Origin of the sequence: Kribbella sp. NPDC051936 (assembly GCF_040680955.1) — a bacterium.
GTDB lineage: Bacteria > Actinomycetota > Actinomycetes > Propionibacteriales > Kribbellaceae > Kribbella.
Genome location: NZ_JBFAXS010000001.1, coordinates 24,995 through 51,570, shown reverse-complemented (window position 1 = coordinate 51,570; position 26,576 = coordinate 24,995). Strand labels below are relative to the sequence as shown.

At 70.6% G+C, this 26,576-nt stretch carries 26 protein-coding genes; 16 read left to right on the top strand and 10 right to left on the bottom strand.

Annotation, left to right across the window (positions count from 1 at the left end; genetic code table 11):
* Positions 1-72 precede the first annotated feature (72 nt).
* The 4 genes from AB0L64_RS00230 to AB0L64_RS00215 all read right to left on the bottom strand — a co-directional run bounded on the left by AB0L64_RS00230 (position 73) and on the right by AB0L64_RS00215 (position 5,320).
* Positions 73-1,305: a hypothetical protein gene (locus AB0L64_RS00230; protein ID WP_363706130.1), complete on the bottom strand. Its 1,233-nt coding sequence runs from the start codon at positions 1,303-1,305 to the stop codon at positions 73-75.
* Complete coding sequence (locus AB0L64_RS00225) at positions 1,302-1,949, bottom strand: hypothetical protein (protein WP_363706128.1); 648 nt, start codon at positions 1,947-1,949, stop codon at positions 1,302-1,304. The genes AB0L64_RS00230 and AB0L64_RS00225 overlap by 4 nt, the downstream gene beginning before the upstream one ends.
* On the bottom strand, positions 1,946-3,163 hold the full coding sequence (locus tag AB0L64_RS00220) for a hypothetical protein (RefSeq protein WP_363706126.1): 1,218 nt from the start codon (positions 3,161-3,163) through the stop codon (positions 1,946-1,948). The genes AB0L64_RS00225 and AB0L64_RS00220 overlap by 4 nt, the downstream gene beginning before the upstream one ends.
* 297 nt (positions 3,164-3,460) lie before the next feature.
* Positions 3,461-5,320 carry an acyl-CoA dehydrogenase gene (locus tag AB0L64_RS00215; protein ID WP_363706124.1) on the bottom strand — a complete coding sequence of 620 codons (1,860 nt, stop codon included), beginning with the start codon at positions 5,318-5,320 and terminating at the stop codon, positions 3,461-3,463.
* A gap of 86 nt (positions 5,321-5,406) precedes the next feature.
* On the opposite strand from AB0L64_RS00215, the gene AB0L64_RS00210 reads away from it, so the two are divergent.
* Complete coding sequence (locus AB0L64_RS00210; RefSeq protein ID WP_363706122.1) at positions 5,407-5,922, top strand: histidine phosphatase family protein; 516 nt, start codon at positions 5,407-5,409, stop codon at positions 5,920-5,922.
* 56 nt (positions 5,923-5,978) lie between these two features.
* Positions 5,979-6,209 carry a hypothetical protein gene (locus AB0L64_RS00205; RefSeq protein WP_363706120.1) on the top strand — a complete coding sequence of 77 codons (231 nt, stop codon included), beginning with the start codon at positions 5,979-5,981 and terminating at the stop codon, positions 6,207-6,209.
* 42 nt (positions 6,210-6,251) lie between these two features.
* Here the strand turns inward: AB0L64_RS00205 and AB0L64_RS00200 are convergent, their stop codons facing one another.
* Positions 6,252-7,160 (bottom strand): endo-beta-N-acetylglucosaminidase H, encoded by a 909-nt coding sequence (locus AB0L64_RS00200; RefSeq protein ID WP_363706118.1) that lies wholly within the window; start codon positions 7,158-7,160, stop codon positions 6,252-6,254.
* 191 nt (positions 7,161-7,351) lie between these two features.
* Here AB0L64_RS00200 and AB0L64_RS00195 point away from each other — a divergent pair, with 191 nt between their 5' ends.
* The 5 genes from AB0L64_RS00195 to AB0L64_RS00175 are packed head-to-tail and all read left to right on the top strand — an operon-like array spanning position 7,352 to position 12,536.
* A complete protein-coding gene (locus AB0L64_RS00195) occupies positions 7,352-8,629 on the top strand; it encodes an MFS transporter (protein WP_363706116.1) in 1,278 nt (425 codons plus the stop codon).
* Between the two features lies 1 nt (position 8,630).
* The gene (locus AB0L64_RS00190) at positions 8,631-9,782 is read left to right on the top strand and encodes an anhydro-N-acetylmuramic acid kinase (RefSeq protein WP_363706114.1); all 1,152 of its coding nucleotides are present in this window, start codon (positions 8,631-8,633) and stop codon (positions 9,780-9,782) included.
* Between the two features lie 15 nt (positions 9,783-9,797).
* On the top strand, positions 9,798-10,316 hold the full coding sequence (locus AB0L64_RS00185; protein WP_363706112.1) for an AAA family ATPase: 519 nt from the start codon (positions 9,798-9,800) through the stop codon (positions 10,314-10,316).
* A 34-nt stretch (positions 10,317-10,350) separates the two neighbouring features.
* Positions 10,351-11,364, top strand: coding sequence for a MerR family transcriptional regulator (locus AB0L64_RS00180; protein ID WP_363706110.1), 1,014 nt, complete (start codon positions 10,351-10,353; stop codon positions 11,362-11,364).
* Positions 11,361-12,536, top strand: a complete 1,176-nt coding sequence (locus tag AB0L64_RS00175; protein ID WP_363706108.1) for an MFS transporter — start codon at positions 11,361-11,363, stop codon at positions 12,534-12,536. Before AB0L64_RS00180 ends, AB0L64_RS00175 begins: the two co-directional genes overlap by 4 nt.
* Here AB0L64_RS00175 and AB0L64_RS00170 read toward each other — a convergent pair.
* A complete protein-coding gene (locus tag AB0L64_RS00170) occupies positions 12,503-12,943 on the bottom strand; it encodes a GNAT family N-acetyltransferase (protein WP_363706106.1) in 441 nt (146 codons plus the stop codon). The two genes, AB0L64_RS00175 and AB0L64_RS00170, sit on opposite strands and share 34 nt — an antisense overlap.
* An 82-nt stretch (positions 12,944-13,025) precedes the next feature.
* Here AB0L64_RS00170 and AB0L64_RS00165 point away from each other — a divergent pair, with 82 nt between their 5' ends.
* Positions 13,026-13,625, top strand: a complete 600-nt coding sequence (locus AB0L64_RS00165) for a DJ-1/PfpI family protein (protein WP_363706104.1) — start codon at positions 13,026-13,028, stop codon at positions 13,623-13,625.
* Positions 13,622-14,146, top strand: coding sequence for a MarR family transcriptional regulator (locus AB0L64_RS00160; RefSeq protein ID WP_363706102.1), 525 nt, complete (start codon positions 13,622-13,624; stop codon positions 14,144-14,146). Before AB0L64_RS00165 ends, AB0L64_RS00160 begins: the two co-directional genes overlap by 4 nt.
* On the opposite strand, the gene AB0L64_RS00155 is transcribed toward AB0L64_RS00160, so the two are convergent.
* Entirely contained in the window at positions 14,124-16,628 is a 2,505-nt protein-coding gene (locus AB0L64_RS00155; protein WP_363706100.1) for a polysaccharide lyase family 8 super-sandwich domain-containing protein, read from the bottom strand. The genes AB0L64_RS00160 and AB0L64_RS00155 overlap by 23 nt on opposite strands.
* Before the next feature lie 155 nt (positions 16,629-16,783).
* Here AB0L64_RS00155 and AB0L64_RS00150 point away from each other — a divergent pair, with 155 nt between their 5' ends.
* The gene (locus tag AB0L64_RS00150) at positions 16,784-17,218 is read left to right on the top strand and encodes a hypothetical protein (RefSeq protein ID WP_363706098.1); all 435 of its coding nucleotides are present in this window, start codon (positions 16,784-16,786) and stop codon (positions 17,216-17,218) included.
* Here AB0L64_RS00150 and AB0L64_RS00145 read toward each other — a convergent pair.
* The gene (locus AB0L64_RS00145) at positions 17,191-19,899 is read right to left on the bottom strand and encodes a hypothetical protein (RefSeq protein ID WP_363706096.1); all 2,709 of its coding nucleotides are present in this window, start codon (positions 19,897-19,899) and stop codon (positions 17,191-17,193) included. The two genes, AB0L64_RS00150 and AB0L64_RS00145, sit on opposite strands and share 28 nt — an antisense overlap.
* Before the next feature lie 201 nt (positions 19,900-20,100).
* On the opposite strand from AB0L64_RS00145, the gene AB0L64_RS00140 reads away from it, so the two are divergent.
* Both AB0L64_RS00140 and AB0L64_RS00135 read left to right on the top strand, forming a co-directional pair.
* Positions 20,101-20,781 carry a helix-turn-helix domain-containing protein gene (locus AB0L64_RS00140; RefSeq protein WP_363706094.1) on the top strand — a complete coding sequence of 227 codons (681 nt, stop codon included), beginning with the start codon at positions 20,101-20,103 and terminating at the stop codon, positions 20,779-20,781.
* Positions 20,690-21,451 (top strand): type II CAAX endopeptidase family protein, encoded by a 762-nt coding sequence (locus AB0L64_RS00135; RefSeq protein WP_363706091.1) that lies wholly within the window; start codon positions 20,690-20,692, stop codon positions 21,449-21,451. The genes AB0L64_RS00140 and AB0L64_RS00135 overlap by 92 nt, the downstream gene beginning before the upstream one ends.
* Here the strand turns inward: AB0L64_RS00135 and AB0L64_RS00130 are convergent.
* Entirely contained in the window at positions 21,386-22,180 is a 795-nt protein-coding gene (locus AB0L64_RS00130; protein ID WP_363706089.1) for an SDR family oxidoreductase, read from the bottom strand. The two genes, AB0L64_RS00135 and AB0L64_RS00130, sit on opposite strands and share 66 nt — an antisense overlap.
* Before the next feature lie 100 nt (positions 22,181-22,280).
* Between AB0L64_RS00130 and AB0L64_RS00125 the strand changes: the two genes are divergently transcribed.
* From AB0L64_RS00125 to AB0L64_RS00110, 4 genes are all read left to right on the top strand, one after another.
* Positions 22,281-23,054, top strand: coding sequence for a hypothetical protein (locus tag AB0L64_RS00125; protein WP_359935694.1), 774 nt, complete (start codon positions 22,281-22,283; stop codon positions 23,052-23,054).
* Positions 23,051-23,887 carry a DUF4097 family beta strand repeat-containing protein gene (locus tag AB0L64_RS00120; RefSeq protein ID WP_363706087.1) on the top strand — a complete coding sequence of 279 codons (837 nt, stop codon included), beginning with the start codon at positions 23,051-23,053 and terminating at the stop codon, positions 23,885-23,887. The genes AB0L64_RS00125 and AB0L64_RS00120 overlap by 4 nt, the downstream gene beginning before the upstream one ends.
* A gap of 105 nt (positions 23,888-23,992) precedes the next feature.
* Positions 23,993-24,238, top strand: coding sequence for a hypothetical protein (locus tag AB0L64_RS00115; RefSeq protein ID WP_363706085.1), 246 nt, complete (start codon positions 23,993-23,995; stop codon positions 24,236-24,238).
* A 210-nt stretch (positions 24,239-24,448) separates the two neighbouring features.
* Positions 24,449-25,945, top strand: a complete 1,497-nt coding sequence (locus tag AB0L64_RS00110; protein WP_363706083.1) for a hypothetical protein — start codon at positions 24,449-24,451, stop codon at positions 25,943-25,945.
* Between the two features lie 48 nt (positions 25,946-25,993).
* Here AB0L64_RS00110 and dcd read toward each other — a convergent pair whose 3' ends face one another.
* Positions 25,994-26,569, bottom strand: coding sequence for a dCTP deaminase (gene dcd / locus AB0L64_RS00105; RefSeq protein WP_355485399.1), 576 nt, complete (start codon positions 26,567-26,569; stop codon positions 25,994-25,996).
* Positions 26,570-26,576: the final 7 nt, after the last annotated feature.

Genomic DNA, 26,576 nt, shown 5'->3' with positions numbered 1-26,576 from the left:
GGCTCCGGCGTCCGGCCCGAGGATCCGGCAGATCCCCCGACGCGTCCCTGAACCGCCCTCAGGGAAGCCCTCTCACCGATGCAGCTCGCCGCGCGAGACGGCCCCGGCCAGGTCGTCGCCGGTGGTGCCGAAGAAGGTCCGGGCCCAAAGCGAGTCGTCGTGCCAGTACGGCCCGTCCTTACCGGGCAGCGACGCGGGCGCCGAGTGGCGCTTCAACGCCTGCCGGCACTCGGCGCACAGCGGCAGCGTGAGCGTCGTCCCGTCGGACTCCACCTTGGTCGGCCGACCGGACGCCCGGCCGTGCAGCGGGTTGAAGGCACACAGGTCCGGTACGGCGTCCACGCGCCGGCCGGCCGCAGCCGCGACCGCAGCGTCGTACTCACGTCGGGCCTTGTCCAGCAGCACCATGGCACCGACGAGGTCGACGAGGTCGGGCGACGAGTCGAGGACCCGCGCCGCGGCGGCGTGCCCGTCGAGCGCGGCCTGCTGGTGCGCCAGCCCGGCGCCTTCGGTCGTCGGCAGCGCGGCCAGCTCCGAACCGAGCGCGGTGAGCTCCGCGTCCGTCTCCCGGGTCAGCCGCCGACGCCGCTCGGCCGCCACCGTCGCGGCGACGTGCGGCGGGATGTGGAACGTCTTCTGCCGCCCCGGCCCCGAACCCCGGGTCCGCCCGATCACGAGACCGAGCCCGATCAGTACGACGAGGCCGCCGACGATCGACACCGCGACGATCCAGCCGTGGCCACCCGGCTCGCCGTAGTCGCGGCGCGACGGCGTACTGCTGCCGGGCCGCTGCGAGGTCTTCGGGATCCCCGGCTGGGCGAGCAGTTCGTACATCCGGGCCAGCACCTCGGTCGGCCCCGCGTCGTATCCCTCGTCGTCGAGTGCACGCTTCCGCGCCGCTTGCAGCTTCTCCTCGCTGACCTGCGACACGTCCCGCACCTCGTACCACGGGAACCGGCTGCCACCGTCGACCACGACGTACAGCCCCGGCTGCCGCAGCGCGTCCATCACGAGGGTGAGCACGGTGCTCTCCTCGCCCTGGAACTCGTCGCTCGGCGTCAGCGGCAGCACCACCGTGTACACCGGGTACCCGAGTGCCTTCGCCTTCGCCCGCACGTCCGCCTGCAGGTTGGCGGGCAGCGCGGTCTTGTACGCCGGATCGATGTACAGCGGGTCCTTGCGCAGCGCGGTCGCGATCTCCCGCGCCCGCTCCGCGGGGGTCCCGGTCGGCCCGGCCTCGGCCGGAGCCGCGACCAGCAGGGTCAGCGCCGCCGCCACAATCGTCAGCAGGAACCGGGTTCTCACGCGCGTCCTTCCCGTCGTCGCGGGCGGGACAGCGCCGCCACGATCAGTACGATTCCACCGAGGATGCCGCCGCCCATCAGGCCGAGGACGAGGCCGCCGAGGCCGTTGCCGATCGCCTTGCCGACGGTGAATTTCTCTTTCGGGTACGTCCGTTCCGGTTCGGGCGGCAGCGGCGCGGTCCGGGCCGGCTTCGGCGTGCTGTACTTCGACGCACGCACCCCGTCGAGGTACTCCGAGAGCTGTTTGCTCAGCGACTCGTCCCGCTCCGCGTAGGTCCAGCTCGGCGCGTACACGCCGAGCTGGTGCGCGGCGCCGTACGACCGGTCGCCGTCCATCACGACGTACAGCCCCGGCTTGCCGTTCGCGGCCGCCAGCCGGCCGGCCAGCATCGGGATGTCGCCCTGCTCCGGGAACCACTCGCCGAACGGTACGACGGCCACGAACACCGGCACCTTCGCACCTGAGATCACCTGCAGCGTCTCGGCGCGGTCGGCGACCGAGCTGTAGTCCGGGTCGACGTACAACGGCTGCGTCGCCCAGGTCGCGACCGCGGCGGTGATCCGCGGGTCCGCCGGCGTGGCCGCTGACGCGGTCCCGGTCAGCAGCCACACAGTTGCCACCAGCAACAGGAGTAGCCGCCTCATCGGACCTCGTCCTTCCGGGCCGTGATCCGCTCGGCCAGGTCGTCGGACAGTGCGCCGAAGCCGGTCGCGACCATCGGGCTGTCCTCCGGGTCGAGCGTCCAGTACGGCACCTGCTTGCGGTCGTGCCCGAGCAGTCCCGACCTGGCCGGCACCTGCAGGCCGCGCGGCGTCTTCCTCCGCCGTACGGCGCTCGCGCACGGCTGGCACGCGGGCACCTCGACCTCGTCCGACCAGTCGACCTTCGCCGTCCCGGGGGCGTGCGTCGGGTCGAAGAAGCACGGCGGCTCGAGCGCCGCACCGGACGCGATCCGCTCGGCCTGCCGGGCCAGCACGAGCGCACCGGCCGCGGCCAGGACGTCGTCGGTCGTGTCCGCGCGCAGCGCCCGGGCCGCGTCGAGCCGGCGGTACGCGTCGTCGCGCCGGTCCAGTTGCTGCGTCGTCTTGTTGCGGCGCCGGTCCAGCCGCGCGAGGGCCCGCTCGGCCTGCGTGATCTTCCCGTCTGCTCGCAGCTCCACGTCGCGCGCGTCGACCGGCCGGGACGTACGACTCGGCTTGGATCCACCGCGGCGCCGCAGCCCGATCACCAGTGTCAGCACCAACCCGAGCAGCCCGCCGACGCCGAGCCCGACGTACACGGCCCGGTCCGACTTGTCGGTCACCGAGAGGCCGCGGTGCGGGCGCTCCGGCTCCAGATCGCCCGCCGGGACCGCGGGGAGCGCGCGGCCGTCGAACGCCGTCGACGCCTGCTGGATGGTGCGGACGATCTGCGGCGCCGGACGGTCCGAGACGATGTCGAGGCGCCGTTTGTCGTCGCCCCGGACGCTGGTCAGGTCCCGTCCGCGGAGCCCGGCCTGCCGGTACAGCTCCGCGTTGGTCGACCAGTAGTCGCCGTCCACGACCGCCACCACATACAGCCCGGGGGCCCCGACCCGCGCGTGCAGCAGGGTCGGCAGGTCGTACCGGATTTTCTGCAGGGCCGGTGTCCGCGGCGTGATCGCGACGTACACGGGAACGGCGGCGGTGCGCATCGCGGTCCGGATCCGGTCCACCTCGGTCGCCGGGATAGCGGCCCGCAGCCGCTCGTCGACGAACAGGTGATCGGTGCGCCACGCGGCGGCGATCCGGTCGGGCGGCTCCGGGGTCTCCGCAGCGGCCGGGAGGGCCGGGAGGAACGCGAGCGCCGCGAGCAGGGCGGCGAGGAATCGGACGGACATCGCGGACAGCGTACGACGACCGGGGCTGAACACATTCACACGGACGCAAGGCGGCATTGGCTGGTTCCACCCCGGAGAAGTTGGCGCGACCCTGGCCCGGACAGGGGAGACCGAGCCAGGGTCACGGTGTTTCAGGGCAGAAACGTTGCTACACCGGCACGCTCCGCAACAGGGCAGATCGTGGGGCAACCTGGGGCAGATCAGCCGATTTCATGCCCCGGCCTCGCCGCGGTGCTTGCCGACGGCCCCGAACCTCCGGCTCGACCCGCGCAAGTGGCCGAGCCGGAGGAGTAGGGGTCAGAACGCCGACTCCGGCAGGTCCATCACGTCGAGGTCGGTGAGCTCGGCCTTGACCCGCTCGGCGCGCACCGACGGCATCGTCGACCGCACGAACCACTGGGCCGCGGCCAGCTTGCCCGCGTAGAAGTCCTGGTCGGCGGGGGACAGCTCGCCGCCCAGCTTCTCCAGCGCGACCTCGGCCTGGCGGAGCATCAGCCACGAGCAGACCACGTCGCCGAGGACGAACAGCAGCCGGGAGGTGTTCAGCCCGACCTTGTAGACGTTCCGCGGGTCGCCGTTCTCGGCCTGCGGGTTGGCGGCCATCAGGGCCTGCCCCATGATGCCCAGGATCTTCTGGGTGTCCTCGAGACCCTGCGCGAGCAGTCCGCGCTCCTCCTTCAGCCGGCCGTTGCCCGCCTCGGAGGCGACGAACGCCTGCACCTGCTCGGCCAGGTGGCCGAGCGCCTTGCCCTGGTCCTTGATGATCTTGCGGAAGAACAGGTCCTGGCCCTGGATCGCGGTCGTGCCCTCGTAGAGGGTGTCGATCTTCGCGTCCCGCACGTACTGCTCGATCGGGTAGTCCTGCAGGAAGCCGGACCCGCCGAACGTCTGCAGCGACTCGGTGCCGAGCAGCGTCCAGGACTTCTCCGAGCCGTAGCCCTTGACCAGCGGCAGCAGCAGGTCGTTGACCCGCTCGGCCAGGTCGTCGTGCTCGCCGGCGTACCGCGCCTGCTCGGCCCGGTCCTGATACGTCGCGGTGAACAGCACGAGCGCCCGCAGCGCCTCGGCGTACGCCTTCTGCGTCATCAGCGAACGCCGTACGTCGGGGTGGTGGGTGATCGTGACCCGCGGCGCGTCCTTGGCCGGCTGCGTCAGGTCGGCGCCCTGCACCCGCTCCTTCGCGTACTCCAGCGCGTTCAGGTAGCCGGTGGACAGCGTCGCGATCGCCTTGGTGCCGACCATCATCCGCGCGTACTCGATCACCTGGAACATCTGCGCGATGCCGTCGTGCACCTCGCCGAGCAGCCAGCCCTTCGCCGGCACGCCGTCGCCGAAGGTGACCTCGCAGGTCGTGGACACCTTGATGCCCATCTTCTTCTCGACGTTCGTGACGAAGGCGCCGTTGCGCTCGCCGGTCAGCTCACCGGTCTCGAGGTCGAAGTGGTGCTTCGGGACCACGAACAGGCTGAGGCCCTTCGTGCCCGGGCCGCCGACACCCTCGATGCCCTGCGGACGGGCGAGGACCAGGTGGACGATGTTCTCGGTCATGTCGTGCTCGCCCGAGGTGATGAAGCGCTTCACGCCCTCGATGTGCCAGGAGCCGTCGTCCTGCAGCGTGGCCTTGGTCCGGCCTGCGCCGACGTCGGAGCCGGCATCCGGCTCGGTCAGCACCATGGTCGCGCCCCAGCCGCGCTCGATGATGTGGTGCGCGATCTTCTTGTCGCGCTCGGTGCCGTTCCGCCACAGCACGTGCGCGAAGTTCGGCCCGGCGGCGTACATGTGGACCGGCGGGTTGGCGCCCAGCACCAGCTCGGCGGCAGCCCAGCGCAGCGACGGCGGGGTCGGCTGGCCGCCCAGCTCGGCCGGCAGTTCGAGCTTGAACCACTCGGCGTCCATGTAGGCGTGGTAGCTCTTCTTGAACGCCTCCGGCATCCGGACCTCGTGGGCCTCGGGGTCGAAGACCGGCGGATTCCGGTCGGCCTCGGCGAAGGACTCGGCCAGCTCGTGCTTGGCGAGCCGGTCCACCTCCGCGAGCACCTCGCGGGCGGTGTCGACGTCCATCTCGGCGTACGGGCCCTGACCGAGCACGTCGCCCCGGCCCAGAACCTCGAGCAGGTTGAACTCGATGTCCCGCAGATTCGACTTGTAGTGGCTCACGGAGGACTCCCCACATGGATTTACTCGTCAGTAACTTAAGTATATACCCGCCGGTAATGAGCTCCAAGGGAGATTGACTGTGAGCTATGAAGCTGATTTACGAGACGCACGCGACCACGGGCGACAACGAGAACGGGATCGCGACCGGCTGGCTGCCGGGTGAGCTGTCCGCGGCCGGGCGGCAGCAGGCGCGGGAGCTCGGTGAGCGGCGGCGGGGTGTCGACGTGGTGTTCAGCTCAGATCTTCGGCGGGCCGTAGAAACGGTGGAACTGGCCGGGCTCGGCGTGCGTCACTTCCTGGACTGGCGGTTGCGGGAGTGCAACTACGGCGCACTGAACGGTGCTCCGCGGGACGCACTCGAGCCGAGGGTCGAGCGCGTCGCTACGCCGTTTCCGGACGGACAGTCCTACGGCGACGTGCTCGAGCTGACACGGTCGTTCGTTGCCGACCTCAAGCGTTGGTGCGACGACCGGGTGGTGCTCGTGGTCGCGCACTCGGCGAACCGCTGGTCCCTCGAGCACCTGTTCGGCAGTCGGGCGCCGTTGGAGCAGTTGGTTGCCGACGGCGTCAATTGGCAGCCGGGCTGGGTTTACGAGGTGTAGACCCTTCGGAAATCTACGATGTCGTGTCAGCGAACACGACGTGGGAGGCGGGCATAGTGAAGAAGCCTTGGGGCAACAACAGCGCGCGGGACGACCTTGCCGGGGACGTTGCGGAGAAGAAGCAGCGGCAGTGGGGGAAGGTCGTGGACCGGCTCCAGACGGACGGCAAGACCGCGGCCGCCGAGGCGGTCAAGAAGGGCGGCGGCCGGGGCGATTCGCCGGAGGTGCTCCAGAGCCGCATCGACTCGGCCGCGCAGCAGCGCAAGGGCCGGGGCCGCGGCGAGTGACCAACGGGGATGGCCGGCCAGGTGCCGGCCATCCCGTTGCTTCTACGGTGTGTAGACCGTCGCGCCGCCGTAGAGCTTCTGGGTGAAGGCGGTCATGTAGGACGCGGTGTTGGACTCGGTCAGGTTGTACGTGAGGAAGACTCCGTACCCCTCGTTGACGGTGCGCTGGGCCAGTGACGCCGCCGTACTCGAGCTGGTCGCCGTGTAGGAGACCGCCGCGGGGGAGAGCCGGGCCTTGTCGGTCGGGCCGCTCGGCACCGACCACGTGCCGTAGTACGGGTTCCAGGCGTAGTCGAAGGTGTTCGCGATGCTCTGGCCGTTGTAGGTCAGGCGGTCGGCCGCCGGGCCGATGTCGTAGAGCGTGATGAGCTTGTTCGGGAGCTTCGCGCGGAGCGCCTGGACCAGGTAGACGAACGAGAAGTCGTTCGGCTGGCCGGTGCCGTTGTTGCCGTACTCGGCGTACTCGTCGTCGAAGTCGATGCCGTCCAGGCCGTACTGGTTGACGGCGTCGGCGAGCTGCTGCGCGAACGCGTCGGCGGAGGCCTGGTCGGGGAAGTTCGCGAACCCGGCGCCCTGGTGGTTGCCGAGGATCGAGAGCAGGACCTTGATGCCCTTCTGCTGCAGCGGGCGGACCTGCGTGGCGACGTTGTCCAGCACGTTCGTCACCTGGTCGTTGAAGTGCAGGTACGCGCTGGTGCCGTCGTAGTTGATGTTCGCGGCGAAGATCACCGCGACGTCGATCACCTGCGCGCCGCTGTTGGCCAGCGTGTACTTGCCGGCGTTCAGCATGCTGTGGTCGTTGACCTCGATGTACGCGACGGTGACCGGGCCGGTCTTGGCCCGGGGGCGGCGCTTCGCGGCGGCCACCGTGGCCTCGGCGGGCAGTGCGGCGCCGGTGGCGGCCGCGGCGGTCCCGGCGGCCAGGGCTGACAACAGGGTCCTTCGCTTCATGAGCTGATCGACTCCTCGTCACACAGATGGGCGGGCGCCGAACCGGCTGAGATAAACCGGTTTAGCGGATGCCAAATCATCGATCCCGCGCGGACGTTGTGTCAAGGGTCTGTCACCTGGGGTCGCGCGTTGGTCAGTGATAGACGAAGATGTTGGTGGCGGGTGGGAGAAAGTTACGAAAGAGGGATCCGATGAGTGTCGCTGCCGAGGTCCGGACCCGGCGGTCGCTGGTGGCCGGAACCGTCGGGAACTTCGTCGAGTGGTACGAGTTCGGTGCGTACGGCTTCTTCGCCACCGTGATCGCCGCGAACTTCTTCAGCAGTACGGCGACCAGTGACGCGGAGAGCTTGATCAAGACGTACGCGTCGTTCGCGCTGGCGTTCTTCTTCCGGCCGATCGGGGCCGCCGTGTTCGGCCGGGTCGGCGACCGGATCGGCCGGCGTCCGACGCTGATCGTCGTACTCCTGCTGATGACGCTGTCGACCACGCTGATCGGACTGCTGCCCACCTACGCGACCGTCGGCGCGGCCGCACCGTGGTTGCTGACACTCGTACGGGCCCTGCAGGGATTGTCGGCGGGTGGCGAGTTCGGCGGCGCGGTGTCGATCATGACCGAGTTCGCGCCCCGGACGAAGCGCGGCCTGTACGGCGCCTGGCAGTCGTTCACCGTCGCGCTCGGCCTGCTCGCGGGCGCCGGGCTCGCGGCGATCCTCGCCACCACGTTGAGCAAGGAGGCGTTGTCGGACTGGGGCTGGCGGGTGCCGTTCCTGCTGGCGCTGCCGCTCGGTCTCGTGGCGCTGTGGTTGCGGCTCAAGCTCGACGAGACGCCGAGCTTCGCGCGCGTCCAGGAGCAGCCGCGACCGGCGTCGTCCGGCGAGGTGGCCAAGGCGATCGCGCTCGGCATCGGCCGGCTGATGGGCTGGTCCGCGGCCGGCTACACGTTCCTCGTGGTGATGCCGTCGTACCTGCAGGCGACGCTGCACGCGACCTTCCAGCAGGCGCTGGTTGCGACGGTGCTCGCGAACACCGGTTTCGCGCTCTCGATCATCCCGGCCGGGTGGCTGAGCGACCGGATCGGGCGGCGGCCGGTGATGGTGGCCGGCGCGGCGCTGGTCGTCGTCCTGGCGTTTCCCCTGATGAACCTGCTGCAGGACAAGGAGTCGGGCAATGCCGCGAAGGGGATCGCGGTGTTCGTGGCGGGCCTCGTCGTCGGCCTGATGGCGGGACCGGGGCCGGCGATGCTGGCGGAGATGTTCCCGACCCGGGCGCGCTACACCGGACTCGGCCTGGCGTACTCGCTGTCGAACGCGGTCTTCTCGGGCTCGGCCGGCCTGATCATCACCGAGTTGATCAAGCGGACCAAGAACGTCGACATCCCGGCCTGGTACGTGGTGGTCACCTGTGCGGTGAGTGTGATCGCATTGCTCACGTTGCGCGGGGACGACCACCGACGGGAGTTGCGGGACTGACATGCGAGTGATCGGGCTGATGTCGGGGACGTCGTGCGACGCGATCGACGCCGCTGCCGCGGACCTGCGGCTGAAGGGGGACGAACTGGTCCTGACGCCGCTGGGGATGCTCAGCCAACCGTATCCGGACGAGCTGCGCGCCGCGGTCGCCGCCGCGCTGCCGCCGGCGCCGACCTCGATGGAGGACGTCTGCCGGCTGGACACCGGGATCGGGCAGGCGTTCGCGGCGGTCGCGCGGCAGGCGGTCGAGCAGCTGTGCGGCGGATCCGCGGACCTGGTCGTGTCGCACGGGCAGACGATGTTCCACTGGGTCGACGGCGGGGCGGTGCGCGGGACGTTGCAGCTCGGGCAGCCGGCCTGGATCGCGGAGGCGACCGGCCTCCCCGTGGTGTCGGACCTGCGAGCGCGGGACGTCGCGGCGGGCGGACAGGGCGCGCCGCTGGTCAGCATCATGGACGTGCTGTGGCTGCGCGGGCGTCCCGGCGTACCGGTGGCGCTGAATCTCGGCGGGATCGCCAACATCACCGTCGTGCACGGCGAACCGGTCGCGTTCGACACCGGCCCGGCGAACGCGCTGATCGACGCGGTCGTGACCGAGCTGACCGGGCAGCCGTTCGACGCGGACGGGGTGATGGCGGCGCGTGGGCAGGTCCACGAGGAGCTGCTCGCGCGGCTGCTCGCCGATCCGTACTACGCGCGGCCGGCGCCGAAGTCGACGGGCAAGGAGCTGTTCAACCTCGCGTACGTGGCGCGGGCGATGGAGGGGCTGCCGGTGATCCCGGCGGAGGATCTCGTCGCCACGGTCACCACGCTGACGGCACGGACCGTGGCCGACGCGGTCCGGCGGTACGGCGGGACCGAGGTGGTGGCATCCGGTGGCGGGATTCGGAACCCGGTGCTGATGCATCTGCTCGCCGACGAGCTGGACGTTCCGGTCCGGACCACCGACGAGCTGGGCATGCCGTCGGCGGCGAAGGAGGCGTACGCGTTCGCCGTACTCGGGTTCCTGACCGTGCACGGCCTGGGCGGAACGGTGCCGAGCTGCACCGGCGCCCGGCACTCCAGCATCCTCGGCTCGGTCACTCCCGGGTCGAGTGGACTGCCGGTGATTTCGGCCGCGGCACGACCTCCTGTGCGGTTGCTGGTCGAATGACCGCACACTAGATCTGTGACGAGGTTGTTCGTGGTGACCGGGGCGCCCGGATCAGGGAAGTCCACGGTCGTGCCGGAGCTGGTCCGGCTGAGTCCGGGGAACCTGGTCGTGATGGACATGGACGAGCTGCTGGACGACAACGGCCGGCTGCTCGGGATCGACATCGCGAGCCCGACCGCGGCGCCGATCTGGCCTGCGTACAACGCGCTGTGGCTGCGGATCACCGAGTTGATCCGGCGCTCCGGGATTCCCGTGCTGCTGCTGACGCCGGCGCTGCCGACGGAGCTGCCCGAAGGGCGCTGGCTGCACCTCGACTGCCCGGACGCCATCCGCCGCAAACGCCTCGCACTGCGCGGCTGGGCCGAGGACCAGATCGCCGACGCCCTCGCCGACGCCGCCGAGCTCCGAACCCGGGTGCCGCGCTCCGTGCGCGGCGATATCTCGCCCGAGCGGGTGGCTCGCGGCATCTACGACTGGATCCGCGGCGAACGCTTCGGCAAGACCCTCAGCCTGTGGGGCCGGCTCCGGACTTGACCTTCGAGTTGGTGCAGGGGTGAGGGTCGGGCCCATGAGGCTGACGATCAGTGAGTTCGCGCGGCTCGTAGGACTGGCGCCGAGTGCGCTGCGGTTCTACGACGACTGCGGTCTGCTCCCACCCGCCGAGGTCGACGCGACGAACGGCTATCGGTACTACGACAGGTCGCAGGCCGAACGCGCCCGCCTGCTCCGGGACCTCCGCGAGATCGACCTGCCGCTCCCCGACGTCCGCCTCGCCCTGGACGCGGCGCCAGCGGAAGTCGCCGAGCTGGTCCGCGCCCACCTCCGCACTCTGGAGGCCAGGTCCACCGCAACCCGCGAGGCCGCCGGCCGCCTGCTGACCCAGCTCCTGGCCGAGAAGACCACGGCGGCCCTGGGCGGCCCCGAGCTGGCGAGCGCCATCCGCCAGGTGACCTCCGCTGCGGCCACCACGGACGAGTACGCCGGGCTGGACTGTGTGCAGCTTCAGTTGGCGCCCGAGGAAGTCACGTTCGTGGCGACCGACAGGTACCGGCTGGCGGTGCGGACCGTGCGGCCTCTGGAGTTCGGCGGGTCGCAGGCTCGGGTCCTGGTGCGCGCGGACGACTTGGCCGCGGCGAGCCGGTGGGCCGCGGCGGGGGACGTGGTGCGGGTGGAGGTCAACGGCGGGCTGGTGCTCGTGCGGGGTGACGAGTCGCGGTCGTTGGCGGTGGTGGAGGCGGAGTATCCGGCGTACGAGCAGATCCTCGACGGGCTGACGCCGCCGGTCTGCCGCGTGGTGGTGGATCGGGCCGCGCTGCTGGCCGCGCTCGCCGGGCGGGATCTCGTTGCCTTCGAGATCGATCAGGAGAGTGTGCGGATCGGCGACGAGGTGAAGCTCGAGGCGATCGGGTCCGGGGCGGTGCGGATCGGGTTCACCGCGAGCCTGCTGGCGGCCGCGCTCGAGGCGAGTGTCGGGCCGGACGTCCTGCTCGAGATCTGCGAGCCGGCCCGACCGGTCGTCGTCCGGTCGGCGGACCAAGGCACGTTCACCACCCTCGTCATGCCTGTCCGGCTGGACGGGTGAACCGGCCGTACTACGGCTGGCTGGCAGGTTCCACACTCTCGGTTCTCGGCGACACCGCGCTGTTCTTCGCGCTCGGGTGGGCCGCGACGGGGATCGGCGCGCACGTCGCCGCGCTGGTGCTGACCGGGTTCACCCTGCCGCGCGCCGTGTTCCTGCTGCTCGGCGGTGTCCTCGGCGACCGGATCGGCCCGCGCCGGCTCCTGCTCGCCTGCACCGCGATCGTCGGCACGTGCTGCTTCGTGCTGGCCGTCGCCGTCGGGTTGCGTGGGGTGTCGGCCGGGCTCCTGCTGGCGACCTCGGTCGTGGTCGGTACCGTCGACGCGTTCGCGCTGCCGGCCGCCGGCGTACTCTCACGGCTGTTCGTCTCCGACGAGCAGTTGCCTAGGGCAATGGCTTTGCGGACATCGGCGACGCAGCTCATCACGCTCGCCGGTGGACCGCTCAGCGGCCTGCTCGTCGCGACGGTCGGGCTGGTCGGGGCGCTGATGCTCGACGGGCTGACCTTCGCCGTCCAGTTCGTCGTCCTGCTGGCGCTCAGACCGCCGTACGACGTGACGCCGCCGCGCGACCGCCCGTCGGTGATCCGGGACGCCGTAGACGGGCTTCGGGTGGCAGTCGGCGATCCCGTGCTGCGGACGATCCTCGCGGTGGTGGCTCTGGTCGCGGCCTTCGTCCTGCCGGTCACGTCCCTGTGTGTCCCGCTGCTCGCCCGTTCGCACGGGTGGGCGGCCGGTCAGGCGGGTCTCGTCGTGGCGGCGAACGCCGCGGGTGGACTAGGCGTGACGATCCTGGTCGGACGCTTCGGGACCTTCGATCGCGCCGAGTTGACCGGCGGTCTCGGTTGCCTGATCGCCGCGCTCGGGATCGCCGGTCTCGCCCTCGCGTCTTCCGTCCCGGCCGCGGTCGGCGCGGCCCTCATCCAAGGCGTCGGCATTGGTCTCTTCACGTCACATCTCGCGCCGCTGTTCGTCCGCAGCACACCGGCGTCGCACCTGACCCGACTCCAGTCCCTGCTCTCCCTGGCCCAGACCGTGCCCCTGATCGGCTCCACGAATCTCCTCGCGACGCTCCCAGTGCGTCACGCGCTGGCGCTCGCCGCTGCTACGACCGCCCTGGCCGGCGTGGGCCTGCTGCGCGGCTACCGCGTGAACTCGATCTCGAAGGTCGGGTAGTCCGGCTGCGGGCACGGTTGCCCGCGGTGTCCCAGCCGCTCGTAGAACGGTGCCGCACGCTCGTGATGCGCTTGCCACTCCAGATGCCGGACCCGGGTCGACGCCCACTGGGCCACCGCGTCCATCAAGGCCCGCCCGACTCCGGCACGCCGCCGCTCCGGCAGGACATACAAGTCGTGCAGCCGCCCGTGGTGCCGCCGTCCCGCCCGCAAGTGCGTGCCGTAGTCCTGCACGACGGCGTACCCGATCAGCCCGCCATCGTCGTACCCCAACGCCACCCAGCGCGGATCACCCACCAGCTCCTCGAAGTACCCCCGACTCGCCTCCTCGTCGAACTCCGTCCCGAAACCCCGCACCAACGGCCACAACTCGACCCAGTCGTCCGTCCCCAGCTCCCGCACGCCCATCCATCCACCTTCCCAGCCGCCGGCTGCGTCGGCACCCGATTTGCGATTGACAACATGCTGTCGTGATGACAGTATGTTGTCTATGAAGACGGCGTATGTAGCGGTGTACGAGACGTTGGCGGACTGGGAGATCGGGCACTTGGTCGTGGAGTTGCGGACCGGGCGGTTCACCGGGGTGCCCTGGACGGTCGTGACGGTGGGCGAGTCGCTGGAGCCGGTCGTGACGATGGGTGGGATGCGGGTCGTGCCGGACGTGACGATCGCGGACGTCGTCCCGGACGAGGGCGATCTGCTGGTGCTCGCGGGGTCGGGGCAGTGGGATGTCGGCGGTGGCGAGGCGTTCACGAAGCTCGCGGGGCAGTTCCTCGACGCCGGCGTACCGGTTGCGGCGATCTGCGGTGCGACGGCCGGGCTCGCCCGGGCGGGGCTGCTCGACGAGCGGAAGCACACGAGCGCGGCCAAGGAGTACCTGCAGGCGACCGGTTACCAGGGCACGGACCGGTACGTCGACGCGCGGGCGGTCGCCGACGGCAACGTGATCACGGCGGGGCCGGACTCGCCGGTGCAGTTCGCGCGGGCCGTGCTGGAGCAGCTCGGGCTTGCTGACGAGCGGAAGCGGGAGGCGTACGAAGGTGTGTTCCACCGCGCCGACCCGGCCGCGTACGCGACGCTGGTCGGATGACCGAGGACACGCGATCGACCGCGCCGGCCGGGGAGATGGATACGGCCGGCGTCCCGCCTCGGGCCGAGTGGCCCGAGGTCGGGAAGCGGTCGGAAGGTGGGGTGGTGCTGACGGATGTCGTGCTGGCCACCTTCCGGCTGAACGCGCGGCTGATGGAGGCCGCGCAGGGCCTGGCCGCGAACGGCGGGATCACCGCGGCCTGGTGGCAGGTGCTCGGCGGCGTTCTCGACCAGCCGCGGTCGGTCGCCGACGCCGGCCGGCTCATGGGTGTCAGCAGGCAGGGCGTGCAGCGGATCGCGGACCTTCTGGTCGAACGCGGCCTCGCCGAGTACCGTCCGAACCCCGCGCATCGCCGCGCAAAACTGCTCGCCTGTACCGAGGCCGGCTACTGGGCGATCCGACAGATCTCGGTCGCCCAGGGCCCCTGGACCTCCGAGATCGCCCGAGCGGTCGACCTCGAAGACCTCCGGACGACGCTCGCGACGATGGAGGCGTTGATCACCAGGCTGGAAGAAGCCTGATCGCGACGCTCCGCCCGAAGAGGTGCCGGGTGGTGAAGGTCAGCCTGGTCCCGGTGACCGTGCGCGTCACCTGAACGCCGTCGACGGCGGCTGCGGGCTTCAGATACTGCGCACGCAGGTTGATCGTGATCGTGTCGCGCTGCGTCGTCGGATCGGAGACGGCGACCTGCACGCTCGACGCCTGACGACGGATGAGCAGCGAGGCCGGACCGTCGATGCTGAGCCCGGGAAGGTTGTGGATGCCGGGGCCGAAGGCGTTGGCGGCGGTGAGTTGCAGGCCCAGGTGGTGGACCGCCTGGAGCCTGGGGGTGTTGGCGAGCAGGGTCAAGCGGCCGTGCTGGTAGGACTTCATCGCGGATTCTGTTGCGTTGGGCACCAATGCGTAGGCGAGGGTGCGCTTGGAGTCCGCTGGTTGGGCCGCGGTGAGGGCGAAGACCTGCTTGGTGACTGCGCTGTCCGGGTTGGACGTCCGTACCACCCGGCGGCTCCGCGTGACTGCCTGCAGATCCACCGACAGTTCGGCCGGCTGCAGGAAGTGGTAGCCCACTGAGGCCGAGCCGTTGGTGTAGCGCAGCCAGCGGGGCGTGACGGCGCCGGTGCCTGTCCACGGCGTGCCGTCGTGGCGTGCGCCGGTGATCGTCACGGGCGCGGTGGGTGCGGCGATGCGGGTGTCCAGGGTCGTGGTGACCGGGCGGGTCTCGTCGCCGACACCGGCCGCGAGGACGACGACCTCGTCGTCGAGCAGGAACCACGACTTGGTGGCCGACGCGTTCCGGTACGTGATGAAGTCGTCCGGCAGTGTCTCGCGTGACGCATACGCGAAATCGTCGGACTGCACCCACCCGGCCGCGCCGTACGCGTCGAGCGTCGCGCCGCCGGAGTACGCGTTGGTCCCGACCGGGAAGTAGACGTAGGTGTTCTGCGACTCCGACGAGGCCGTGAAGCCCGCCGCGGCGTTGTCGTAGTACGCCGCCCCGTACAACTCCGGGATCGACTTCCGCGCCTCGACAGGCGCCGTCACGCCACCCAGCGCGTACGGCGACACGGTGGTGAAGTAGTCGATGCCGAACGCCTGCGTCTGGTCCTGACCGGCGAGGTACAGGTAATGCGCGCCGTCGCCCTGGAACCAGGGCATCAGGTTCTCGCCGCTCATGTATTCGTACTTGCTGATCCGCGACGAGTTCCGCGCCAGCGCGAAGGCGTACCCCGGCCGCCGGTGCACGGTGCGGTCCATCGCGTTGAACGCCGTACTCAGCTCCGCCGGGTTGAGGTCGGCCGGCACGATCGACGCGTCCGCCTTGAGGTCCGCGAACCGCGCGATGCTGACCGGCGACGCGAAGCTGTTCACGTTGATCGTCGGCCGCGCGGTGAACTTCGCGAACGCCTTCAGCCGGGCGGAATCCGCGGCGGTCGCGTAGTCCGCGAGGTCGACGATCGCCTCCACGATCACCGCGACGTCGTCGTACCCGGTCCCGGTCCGGGAGACCGCGCGGCCCTTGACGATCTCCATCATCCAGCCCTCGAAGATCAGCGGCGCGAACCCGTGCTCGACCCAGCCCTGCACCACACCGACCAGGTCGTCGCTCTGCGCGTACTCCGTGCCGGCGAGCACCTTGATGGTCTGCACCACCCTGCTGAGCAGGCCTTTTCCGTACGAGCCGGTGTACGCGACCGAGGCGTGCTGGATGAACGAGCCGTCGGCGTAGTACCCGTCGGTGACGCCGTGTTGCAGGTTGTACGGGTCGACGGTCGCGAACACCGTGAACTGGTCCTGCAGTGCCTTTCGGATCCGCGCGTCGTCGTTCAGCAGGGCGCCCTGCAGGACGCGGTTCGCGGTGATGTCGACGAGGTTGGCGCCGGTGTGGAAGCGCGAGTCGAGGTCGACGTCGCCGTCCTTCCCGTTGCGCAGGTACCCGTCCATCGAGGCGACGTACCGCGTGACCAGGTCCGCCGGGGCGTCGATCAGCGCGAGCGTCTTCGACACGTACGTCGAGATGCCGATCTCCCAGGTGAACCAGTTGCCGTAGTACCCCTTCGACTGGTCGCCGTAGTAGGTGTCGTGCAGCCAGACCAGCTTGTCGGCGATCCGCGCGCGGAGTTGCTCGTTGCCCTGCAGGTCCGAGGCGGGTCCGGGGCGCCGGTACGCGAGGGCCATCTCGTACAGGTGCTGGTACGACGCGCTCAGGTTCGGATCGCTGGTGCCGAGCGGGAGGCCGGCGAACAGCTCGCCGGCGCCGGCGCGGTCCAGCGCGGACAGCCAGGTACGAGCGGTGCCGTCCATCGCGGTCAGCTTCGCGGCGACCTCGGGACGCGCGTTCGACGCCGGCGTTCCGGCGTAGATCGCGATCGCGTTGGCCAGCAACTGGCTGGGGTCGGCGGTCATCGCACCCCTGGTGGCATGGGCGGCCGGAGCCGGGTTGACCGCGGTCAGCAGGGCGGTCGCGGGGACGAAGGACAGCAGGCGGCGGCGGGTGAGATCCACTGGTACTCCCGGACGGATGGGAAAACCTAACCATCGCAGTCAACCAGCCGGAACTATTCTTCAGCAACCGCTTGCCGCTGAGTTGTCAGGAACCGGGTCCGTCGTGCGATCGTTCCCTCGTGACCCCAGACTCGCCTCCCGCCGGCCCTGGCCCGATGGACACCGGCCCGGAAGGCTCCGGCTCGTCCGGCCCGGCCCCAGCTGCCTCGACCGCGCCGTCTGCGCCCGACAGCCGGGTGGCCTCGGTCCTCCGCTTCACCACCGAGTTGATCGCCTGGGTCGGCGCGCCCTGGGCGCTCGCCCCGCACTCCGTCCCGCTGGCGATCGGCTCGGTCGTGGTGCTGATCGGCTTGCCGACGATCTTCCAGACACCTGGTGACAAGCCGCACGTCGTCGTACCGGTGCCCGGTGCCGTCACCGTTCTGCTGGTCCTGCTGCAACTGGTCGCTGCCGTGGTGGCTGCGTGGTTCGCTTGGCCGACAGGCGTCGCGATCGTCGTCAGCCTGCTCGCGGCTGCGTGTGTGGTGACGGAGCAGCCACGGTGGCGGTGGCTGCTCTCGCCTCAGGCGCCGCCGGCGCCGACCAGTTGAGGGTCGATCGACAGGACCTGTACGGCGTCGCCGCTGGACTTGACCGGGATCACGAGCGCGACCTGGTGCAGGTAATCCTGGTGCAGGGTCTGCGTGTACTTGACCATGCTGCTGAACGCGGTGGCCTCGCCGCTGGTCCAGTACGCGTTCGAGCCCGGCTCTACGCGCTGCAGGTACTGCTCGGTCAGCGACAGGAACACCAGCGCGTCGCCGGACGCCGTGATGAACGTGAGGGGCTTACCTGACGGTGCGAACGTGTCGGTGACGCTCGCGATATACGGCTCCGCGGTGTCCGCGGCCTTCGACTTCCCGCGCAGGTCGAGCGTCTGGGTCAGGGCCGGCGACGGCGTGAACAGCTTCGACTGCGGCGCGTTCTTGCCGCCGCTGAGGTACGCCGCGAGGTCCTTCGCCACCGTCTCGGGCTGTCGCTGCAGTTGCTCGAGGTCGGCGGCTTGCGGGGTGCGCATCCCGTCGACAGACGGCAGCTCGACCGCCTTCGGCGGATAGACCGAGTGCGTCAGCAGCCACGGGCTGCCGGCGCTCGCACGCTGCCAGACGCCGAGCTGACGGTTGCCGGGCGCGTTCGAGACGCCCGAGCTGACCACGAACCGCATCGGGTACGACGTGAACTGCGGCGCGCCGATCTCCGGGTCGGTGTAGCTGAACGGCTTCGACACTTCCTTGCCCGCGGCGTCGAGCTTTCGGCCGATCAGGAAACCCGCCTGGGTCTGCGCGAGTGTCGGGTTGCCCTCGATCGTCGCGGCCAGCTTGGCGTCGCGGGTCCGGTTCGCCTGGTTGTTGAGCTGGTTGTACTGCTGGACCACGGCCTGCGCGTCGGCGAGTGTGACGGCAGGGCGGGAGTCCGCCGCGGTCAGCGTGTTCTTCGGCGGGACGAGGCTGCAACTCGTCGCCGTCAGCAACAGCGCCCCGCTGGCCAGCAGCGCCGCCGTCCGACGGACCGCCTCGTCGCTCTTCACGAACTCCGGCGAGACCGCCAGCGGAACCGTCTCCGGCGCGACGTCTTCCTCCGACTCCTCGTACGCCGGCTGTGCGGGCGCCTCGTACCGCTGCGCGGCACCCGCCCCGATCAGCACCGGCGCCTTCGCCCGCGCAACCGCCGCCGCCGACATAAACACCGGCGCCGCAGGCACAGCCGGCCGAACCTGACCCCCCCGAACAGGCACAGCCCGCCCAGCCCCACCCGCCCCTCGCCCCGGCCCCACACCAGCCGCCGCCGCAGCAGGTGCCGCACCGGCAGGTGCCGCAGCAGCAGTCGCCGCAGGAGCCGTCGGCGACCCAGCCGCCGCAGCAGCAGGTGCCGCGCCGATCGTTGCCGCACCGGGCGTTGCCGCCGCCCCAGCCGTTGCTGCGCCGATCGTCGCCGCCCCTGCCGCCCCAGCCGTCACCGGGCTGGCCGGCGCCGCCGCAGCTGATGCCGCGATGGAAGTTGCCCCAGCAGCCGTTGCCGAGCCAGCCGTTGCCGCGCGGGCCGCCGCCGCAGCTGTCGTCGGGCTGGCCGACGCCTGCTCAGCTGATGCCGCGCCGGCAGTTGCAGCTGCAGCCCTGGCCGCCCCGACCGTTGCCGCGCCAGCTGTCGCCCCGCCGATCGTTGCGGCGTCCGCCGTTCCCGAGGCAGCTGTTGCCGCGCCGGGCGTTGCCGCAGCACCTGTTGCCGCGCCAGCCGTTGCCACGCGGGCCGCCGCCGCAGCCGTCGCCGGGCTGGCCGACGCCGCCTGAGCTGATGCCGCTCCAGCCGTTGCCGCCGCAGCCCTGGCCGCCCCGACCGTTGCCGCGCCGGCCGGTCCCGCCTCGGTGGGTGCGGTCACGGCCGCCGCCGTCGCGGGTGCCGCCGTCACGGGTGCTGCCGTCTGTGAGGCGGACTTGATGGCTGCCTTGACGGCCGCCGGCTCGGTCGGGGTTGGGGTTGGGGCGACCGGCGCGAACGGGCTGACGCGGTCGGGTGCGAATGGCGAGACGCGGTACGCGGGCGTGTTCTCCTGCGCGACCGGAGCCGTCGACACCAGCACCGGGATCCGGTCGTTCTTGATCACCGGGATCTCGGTCGTGTCCGCGACCACCACCCGCCGGTGGCGCAGCATCAGCGTCAACCCGAGCGCCAGCACCAGAACACCCGCGCCGAGCACCAGCAGGCAGATGCCGAACAGCCGATGCACCTCGATCCCGAACGTGACCTGCCCGCCGACCGCCGGCGTACCGTCCGCGTTCATCACGACGACGTCGTACAGCCCGTCCTGGATCGGCCAGCTGACTGACTGCGACCCGGCCGCGGACTGCGCGACCCACCAGTCGAGCTCGCCGGGTGGCGTCAGCTTCGCGGATGCACCGCGCAGCTCCTGCGTGCCGAACGTGCCAGGCGGGTCGAACCGGACCAGCTGGGTGCGCGCGGCCCCCGAGAGGTAGTCGCGGACATCCAGGTCGCGTCCGACGCCGACGAACAACGGCTTGTCGCCCGACGCGCTCACGTGCAGCGTCGGACCGTGCCGGTCGAGGAGGGCCGGGGCGGTGACGACCGCGAGGCCCCGGCTGGTGAGCTCACGGCCGGGCGTGGAGATCGTGTTGTCCGGGCCGACCAGCCAGAACGCCGCGATTGCTCCGGCGACGGCGGCCACCAGGCCGGACAGTGACAGCAGTAGACCCAGGGTGATGCGGGCGATGCGCATGAATGAGGCTCCCGTTGGTACGACGAGCCCGGCCACGGACGGATGGGCCGGACGGCGGGATCGCGGGTCCGGACCCCTCGTCCTGCGCCGAAAAGCGGTATCCGGAAGCTCACCCGTTGTCACTGACTAACTGATCCAACAAGGATCTGTTACGATTTCGTGTATTAGCGAATGACGGTTCACAAACTCGGAGGCGGTGACATGGCCCGGCCGCGACTGGTGAGCGACGACGCGATCCTGGATGCCACCCGCCAGGTCCTGGCCGAGCTCGGGCCGGTGAAACTGACTCTCGCGGCCGTCGGTGCGCGCGTCGGTCTGGCGCCGCCGACGCTGATGCAGCGCTTCGGGTCCAAGCGGGGTCTGCTGCTCGCGTCCGCCGCGCGGTCGCCGCTGATGGTCAAGCTCGCGGCCGAGGAGGCCGCCGTCCGGAACACCTCGCCACTCGCCACGCTGCGGGACTTCGCGCTGTCGGCCGTCGCGCACATCAAGCACCGCGAGGAGCTCGGCAACGGTCTCGGCTTCGTCCAGCTCGACGTTGCGGACCCGGAGTTCCGGCAGCACGCGCTGGCGCACTCCGCCGCGATCGTCGACAGCTGCGACACGTTCTACCGGTCCGCGGTGGAGGCCGGGGAGCTCCGAGCAGACACCGACGTCCCGGCACTGGCCCGGCACACGCTTGTCTGTTTCAACGGCGCGCTCCAGGTCTGGGCGGTGAACGGCTGGGGCTCGCTGACCGAGTTCCTGACCGAGCAGCTCGACCTGATGATCGGCCCTTATCTCAGGAGTGACGGTGTTTCTGCGCGTTCTGGTCTTCTACCTGGTCACGATGGTCTTCAGCGGGATCCTGAACGCGCTGCAGACAGCGACCGGGCCGAGTCCTGAGCTGATCCAGCTGGTCCAGTTCGCGCCGGCTCTCGGCGTCGGGGTGATGTTCCTGCTGTTCCGCCGTACCACCCGGGTCGACGCGCGCTTCACGCCTGCGGCCGTCGCGGCGGGGCGGAGCGCGCTCGTGGTCGGCATCGTGATCGCGGCCATGCTCGTGTCCGTGCTGGTTCACCTGGTCGCTGGGCGTGGGTGGCGGGCGGAGGGCCTGCCGTTTCCGTTCTGGGTGCTGGTGCTGACGATGATCGTCGGCGCGGCCGGTGAGGAGCTGGGGTGGCGGGCGTACCTGCAGCCCTACCTGCAGACCCGGTTCTCGGTCCTGCGTTCCTCGCTCGTCGTCGGCGTGCTGTGGGGCTTGTGGCACATCGGCGGATTCGCGCACGGGCTCGTATACATGGGGCTGTTCGTCGTGATGGCGACCGCGCTGTCGGTGGTGCTCGGCGCGGTCCTGCGGGAGGCGCGCCGGACCAATCTCGTCGTCGCCACCGCGGCCCACGCCGCCGTCAACCTGTCGCTGATCCTGTTGTTCGGCGAGGAGGACGGCGACGTGTTCCCGATGGCGGTGCTGGCCGCGGTGTGGACGGTCGCCGCGGTGGTGGTCAGCTCAGTGCAGGTACGACGCGCCGTTGAAGTCGAGGACCGCGCCGCTGGCCCAGTTCGCGTCGGCTGACGCGAGCCAGTAGATCGCATTCCCGACCTCCTCCGCGGTCGCGACCCGGTTGAACGGGCTCTGCGCCCGGATCGCGTCGCCGCCGGGACCCGCGAGGAAGCTCTCGGTCATGTCGGTCGCGATGAACCCGGGCGCGATTGACGTCACGGTGATGTCATGTGGCGCCAGCGATGCCGCCAACGACTGCCCTAGCGAGTGCAGCCCGGCCTTCGAGGCACCGTACGCCGGCACGTCGGGCTCACCGCGGTATGCGCCGCGGGAGCCGACGTTGACGATCGCGCCCCGCCGTACGCCGTCCGCGGGATCCTGGTCGAGCATCTGCCGCGCCACGCACCAGGTCACGTGCGCCGCGCCCTCGAGGTTGACCGCCAGGGTACGGCGCCAGGTCGCGACCCACTCGTCGTACGACGTGTCCGCGAGCGGGTGACCGACCCGCCGGGAGCCCGCGACCGGCTCGTCGACGAACATCGCGGCGTTGTTCACCAGCACGTCGACGCGACCGAGCGCGGCGGCCGATTCCGCAACCAGTGAAGGGATTGCGGACGCATCGCCGAGGTCCGCGGCGATCACCGCGTGGCCCTCGCCGGGCAGTCCGGCGCGAAGCTCCTCGGCGCGGTCGACCGCGCCCCGGCAGTGCAGCACGACCCGGTCGCCGGCCGCCGCGAACGCCCGCGCGGCGGCTGCGCCGACACCCCTGGACGCACCGGTGATCAGTACTCCTCTGGACACGTTTCCTCCTGTCGGTGACTGCAGCACATTCTGCCCTTGCCGCCACCATGACATCAGCAGGGGTTGACAGTGACGTCACTATGACGTCATGCTTGCTGTCATGGAACTTGACCACTACCTCGAGTCGGTCCGGCGGAGCGTCGAGAACGCCACCGCCCTGGCCGACGAGCAAACCCGCTCCGTGGCCCAACGCCTCGGGGCCACGCTGGATGACGCGGGCCGCCTGGCCCTCATCTCAGCCCTGTCCGACGCCGCCGGGGAGATCAGCCGTGAGCTGTCCCCGGGCTCGGTCGAGCTCCGGATGGCCGGCGGCCGCCCGGAGTTCGTGGTCACGCCGGCGCCCAGCCAGCTGACCGGTCCGGACGAGACCGACGAAGACATCGACGACGAGCCCGAGGTCGCGGACGACGAGCAGTTCGTCCCCGACGCCGACGAGCCGACCGCGCGGATCACGCTGCGGCTGCCGATGTCGATCAAGAACAAGGTGGACGAGGCCGCGGCCGCCGAGGGCATCTCCTCGAACGCGTGGCTGATGCGCACCGTGATGACCGAGCTGAGCGAGCGCCGCCGCGGTCCGCGCCCGCCCCGGCCGCCGCGCCCGCCGCGCGGACCGGTGTTCGGCCCGGAGGGCCCGCTGGGTCCGAACGGACCGCTCGGCCCCGACGGCGTCTTCGGCCCGAACGGCGTGTTCGGTCCGAACGGCCCGTTCGGCGAGGAAGGCGTCTTCGGCCCGGACCGGGGCCGCTGGGAGCGCGACCGGCGCCGTGACGACCGGGACCGCCGCCGCGAGGACAAGGACCGGCGGCGCGAGGACAAGGAACGCCGCCGTGGCGGACACGGGCCGGGCCAGCGACTGACGGGATGGGCGGAATGAACGGCTTCAGCCGGCAACTCACCGACGACGAGAACGACCGGATCGAGCGGATCCGGATCGAGATCGGCTCCGGCCTGGTGGAGATCTCCGGCAACGGCGACGTCAAGGGCACCGCGGTGACGGTGGACGTCGACAGCGGGCCGGAGGCGGACGTGACCGTCGAGATCGTCGACGGCGAACTGATCGTCGAAGGCCCGCGGAACGTCCGCCGGGGCCCCGAGATCCAGGTCCGGATCGCCACCTCGGAGGTGCTCGACGCCCGGGTCAGGACCGGCTCCGGCGACATCACCGCCGACGTGCCGCTCGGCTCGGCGCGGCTCGCGACCGGCTCCGGCGACGTCCGGCTGACCCGGGTCGAGAAGGAGCTCGGCGTCAACACCGGGAGCGGTGACGTCAAGGTCGGGAACGCCGTCGGCGCGGTCCGCGCCGGCACCGGCTCCGGCTCGATCGACATCGAGGAGGCCGGCGACGCGCTCGGCCTGAGTACCGGCTCCGGTGACGTCACGATCGGCGACGCCGCCGGTCCCACCTCCGTCAAGGTCGGCTCGGGGGACATCACCATCGAGCGGATCCGCGACCACTCGGTCGCCACCTCCGGTTCCGGCGACGTCAAGGTCGAGATCGCCGACGGACCGAGCGTCCAGGCCGAGACGGCCCGCGGCGACGTACAGATCGGGGTCCCGGACGGACTGCCGACGTACCTGGACCTGAAGACCGTCACCGGGCGGATCCGGTGCGACCTCGAGCCCGGCCAGAAGCCGGCCGAGGGGGAGCGCGCCCTGATGCTGCGCGCCCGCACGGTCTCCGGCGACATCACCGTCGTCAAGGTCTGACCCACCGCCACACCGCACGAGGTCCCGCCACTGGGGGCGGGACCTGGGCGAAGCATTGCCGAAAACCACCACACAGCACGGGGACAACGCGAGGGGAGCACGATCATGATCACCGAACACCAGGAAGTCGCCCGCTACCGCGTAGCCGAGCAGCTGCGGGTCGCCGAGGCCCGGGCACGGCTGCACGAGGACAGGACCCGGACCAGCCCGCGGGAAGGTCTGGCGGGGGTGCTGCGCAAGCTGGCCGACCGGCTGGAGCCGGCCTCCCGTTGCCTGACCGAGCCGGCCACCCGGCCGCTGACCGAGCCACAGCCCCGCCACCGCGGGACCGGGCTCTCGATCGTCCGATGAACGGCCTGCCGCTGAGCAGCGCGGCCGCCGCGATCTGCGCCGTCCTCGAGCGCCTCGGCCTCGTCGGCGCCGGATCGCCGGTCCGCCGCTAGCCCTTGCAGGTTGGTGCAACGCCTGTGGATAACTCCCCGGACGGACCCGTGAACACTGCTAGCGTTCAGTCGATCATTCTCGGTCGACCTGGGAGAGATACCAACGATGCTGCGTCCGATGGTGGCAACCACAGCTGTCACCGCTGCTCTGATCCTGCTGGCCGGCTGCGGCGGCGACGACAAGAAATCCGACTCGGCCGCGCAGAACAACGGCGGGACCAGCAGCACCTCACCGACACCGTCCGCCCCGGCCGCGCCGACCTTCGACCCGCCCAAGGCCTTCGCCGCCGCCGCGGCGTACCCGGTGCCCGACTACGAGGGGCGGGGGATGTACGACGAGCCCAAGCGCGGGATGGTCGGGCAGGTGGCCCTGGTCGTGAACTACCGGGGGATCACCGGCCGCGACATGGCCGATCCGAGCAAGGCGTGGGAGATCAGGTCGGCCGCCGCGGACACCACCAAGGTCAGCGATGCGAGCGACCCGATGGTGGCCAAGGTCGACGGCAAGGACGTCGCGGTGGTCGCCTACGCCGAGTCCGACAAGGGCAACGGCACGCAGAAGCCGTCGGGCCTGGTCGTCGTGCACTGGATCGACGTGATGACCGGCCAGAAGGTCGCTGAGGTTTCCGCGAAGGTCAGCACCCTGCAGGGCACCGGTGACCTCGCGAGCGGCACTCCCAGTCTCACGACCGTGGCCGTCGACCCAGAGACCGGCCAGGTCGCCGTCGGCGTCGTCACCGCAGGAAACATCGGCAACGACCAGACGGTGTTCGCGGATCCCGCGACGCAGAAGCCCACGGTCGTGCCGGGCATCAGCCCGGCCGCGGTCCATGCCGGCGTGGTCGCGGGCACGCCGAGCAAGTCGAGCGAGAAGGGCGACGGCTCCGTCAGCCTCGTCGACGGCGCGAGCGGCAAGGTGACGAAGCAGGTCCCGCTCAAGCAGGCCTACCTGGAGCCCCTGACCGGCGGCGCCAAGCATGCGTACTTCTACGGTCACAAGGAAGCGACCTACGCCGGCGGGACGCAGGGCGAGGCGTTCTTCGCGATCGACCTGTCGACCGGCGCCGTAACGCAGACCGTGGCGGCGGCCCCCTCCGACTCGGACGTCAAGGTCGCGTGCCTGTCGGACCAGGCGACCGCGGTCGTCTGCACGAGCACGACGCAGCAGGGCCACCCTCTGGAGGTCCTCGGATTCGACGACAGCACCGGCAAGAAGACCTGGGGCTTCACAGACAAGTCCAAGGGCCGCGTCGTGCCCAGAGTGACCGCGGCGTTCCACGGCGTCGTCTACGCGCAGACCGAGGCCCAGCCGGTGCTGCTGGACGCGAAGACCGGTCAGGATTTGCCGAGCGCGGGTTCGAGCGAGAGCCCCTCGGCCGGTGAGACTCCCTCGAGCAGTGACACTCCTTCGGACAGCGGTTCTCCGACGGCCGGCGACACCCCGTCGGACACTCGGTCGGCCGGCGGGAGCGACATGAGCCTGTTCAACGGCAAGCCGGAGTCGCCCGACGCGGTCTCGCCGTACGGCGGTGTCTACGGGCAGCTGCCGCAGGGTAACAGCGTCGGTTCGACGGACCTGCAATCGGTCACGATTTACCTGAAGCCGACTGCCTGACACAGCCGAAACGAAAGGGCCTCGGGATTCCCGGGGCCCTTTCGTTCGTCAGACGTCGGTGCGGTGGAAGTTCTTGAAGGAGCGGGACGGTGTCGGGCCGCGCTGCCCTTGGTAGCGGGAGCCGTACTTGGCGGAGCCGTACGGGTGCTCGGCGGGGGAGGACAGCCGGAAGAAACAGAGCTGGCCGATCTTCATCCCGGGCCAGAGCTTGATCGGCAGCGTGGCGACGTTCGAGAGCTCGAGCGTGACGTGGCCGGAGAAGCCGGGGTCGATGAAGCCGGCCGTCGAATGGGTCAGCAGGCCGAGCCGGCCCAGCGACGACTTGCCCTCGAGGCGGGCGGCGACGTCGTCGGGGAGCGTGACGAGCTCGTACGTCGATCCCAGGACGAACTCACCGGGATGCAGGATGAACGGCTCGTCCCCCTCGGGCTCGACGAGCCGGGTCAGATCGGGCTGTTCCTCGGACGGGTCGATATGCGGGTACTTGTGGTTCTCGAAGACCCGGAAGAACCGGTCCAGCCGTACGTCGACACTCGACGGCTGCACCATCGCAGCTTCGAACGGGTCCAGCTGGACCCGCTTCGCGTCGAGCTCGGCCAAGATGTCACGGTCGGAGAGCAGCACGCTCGCA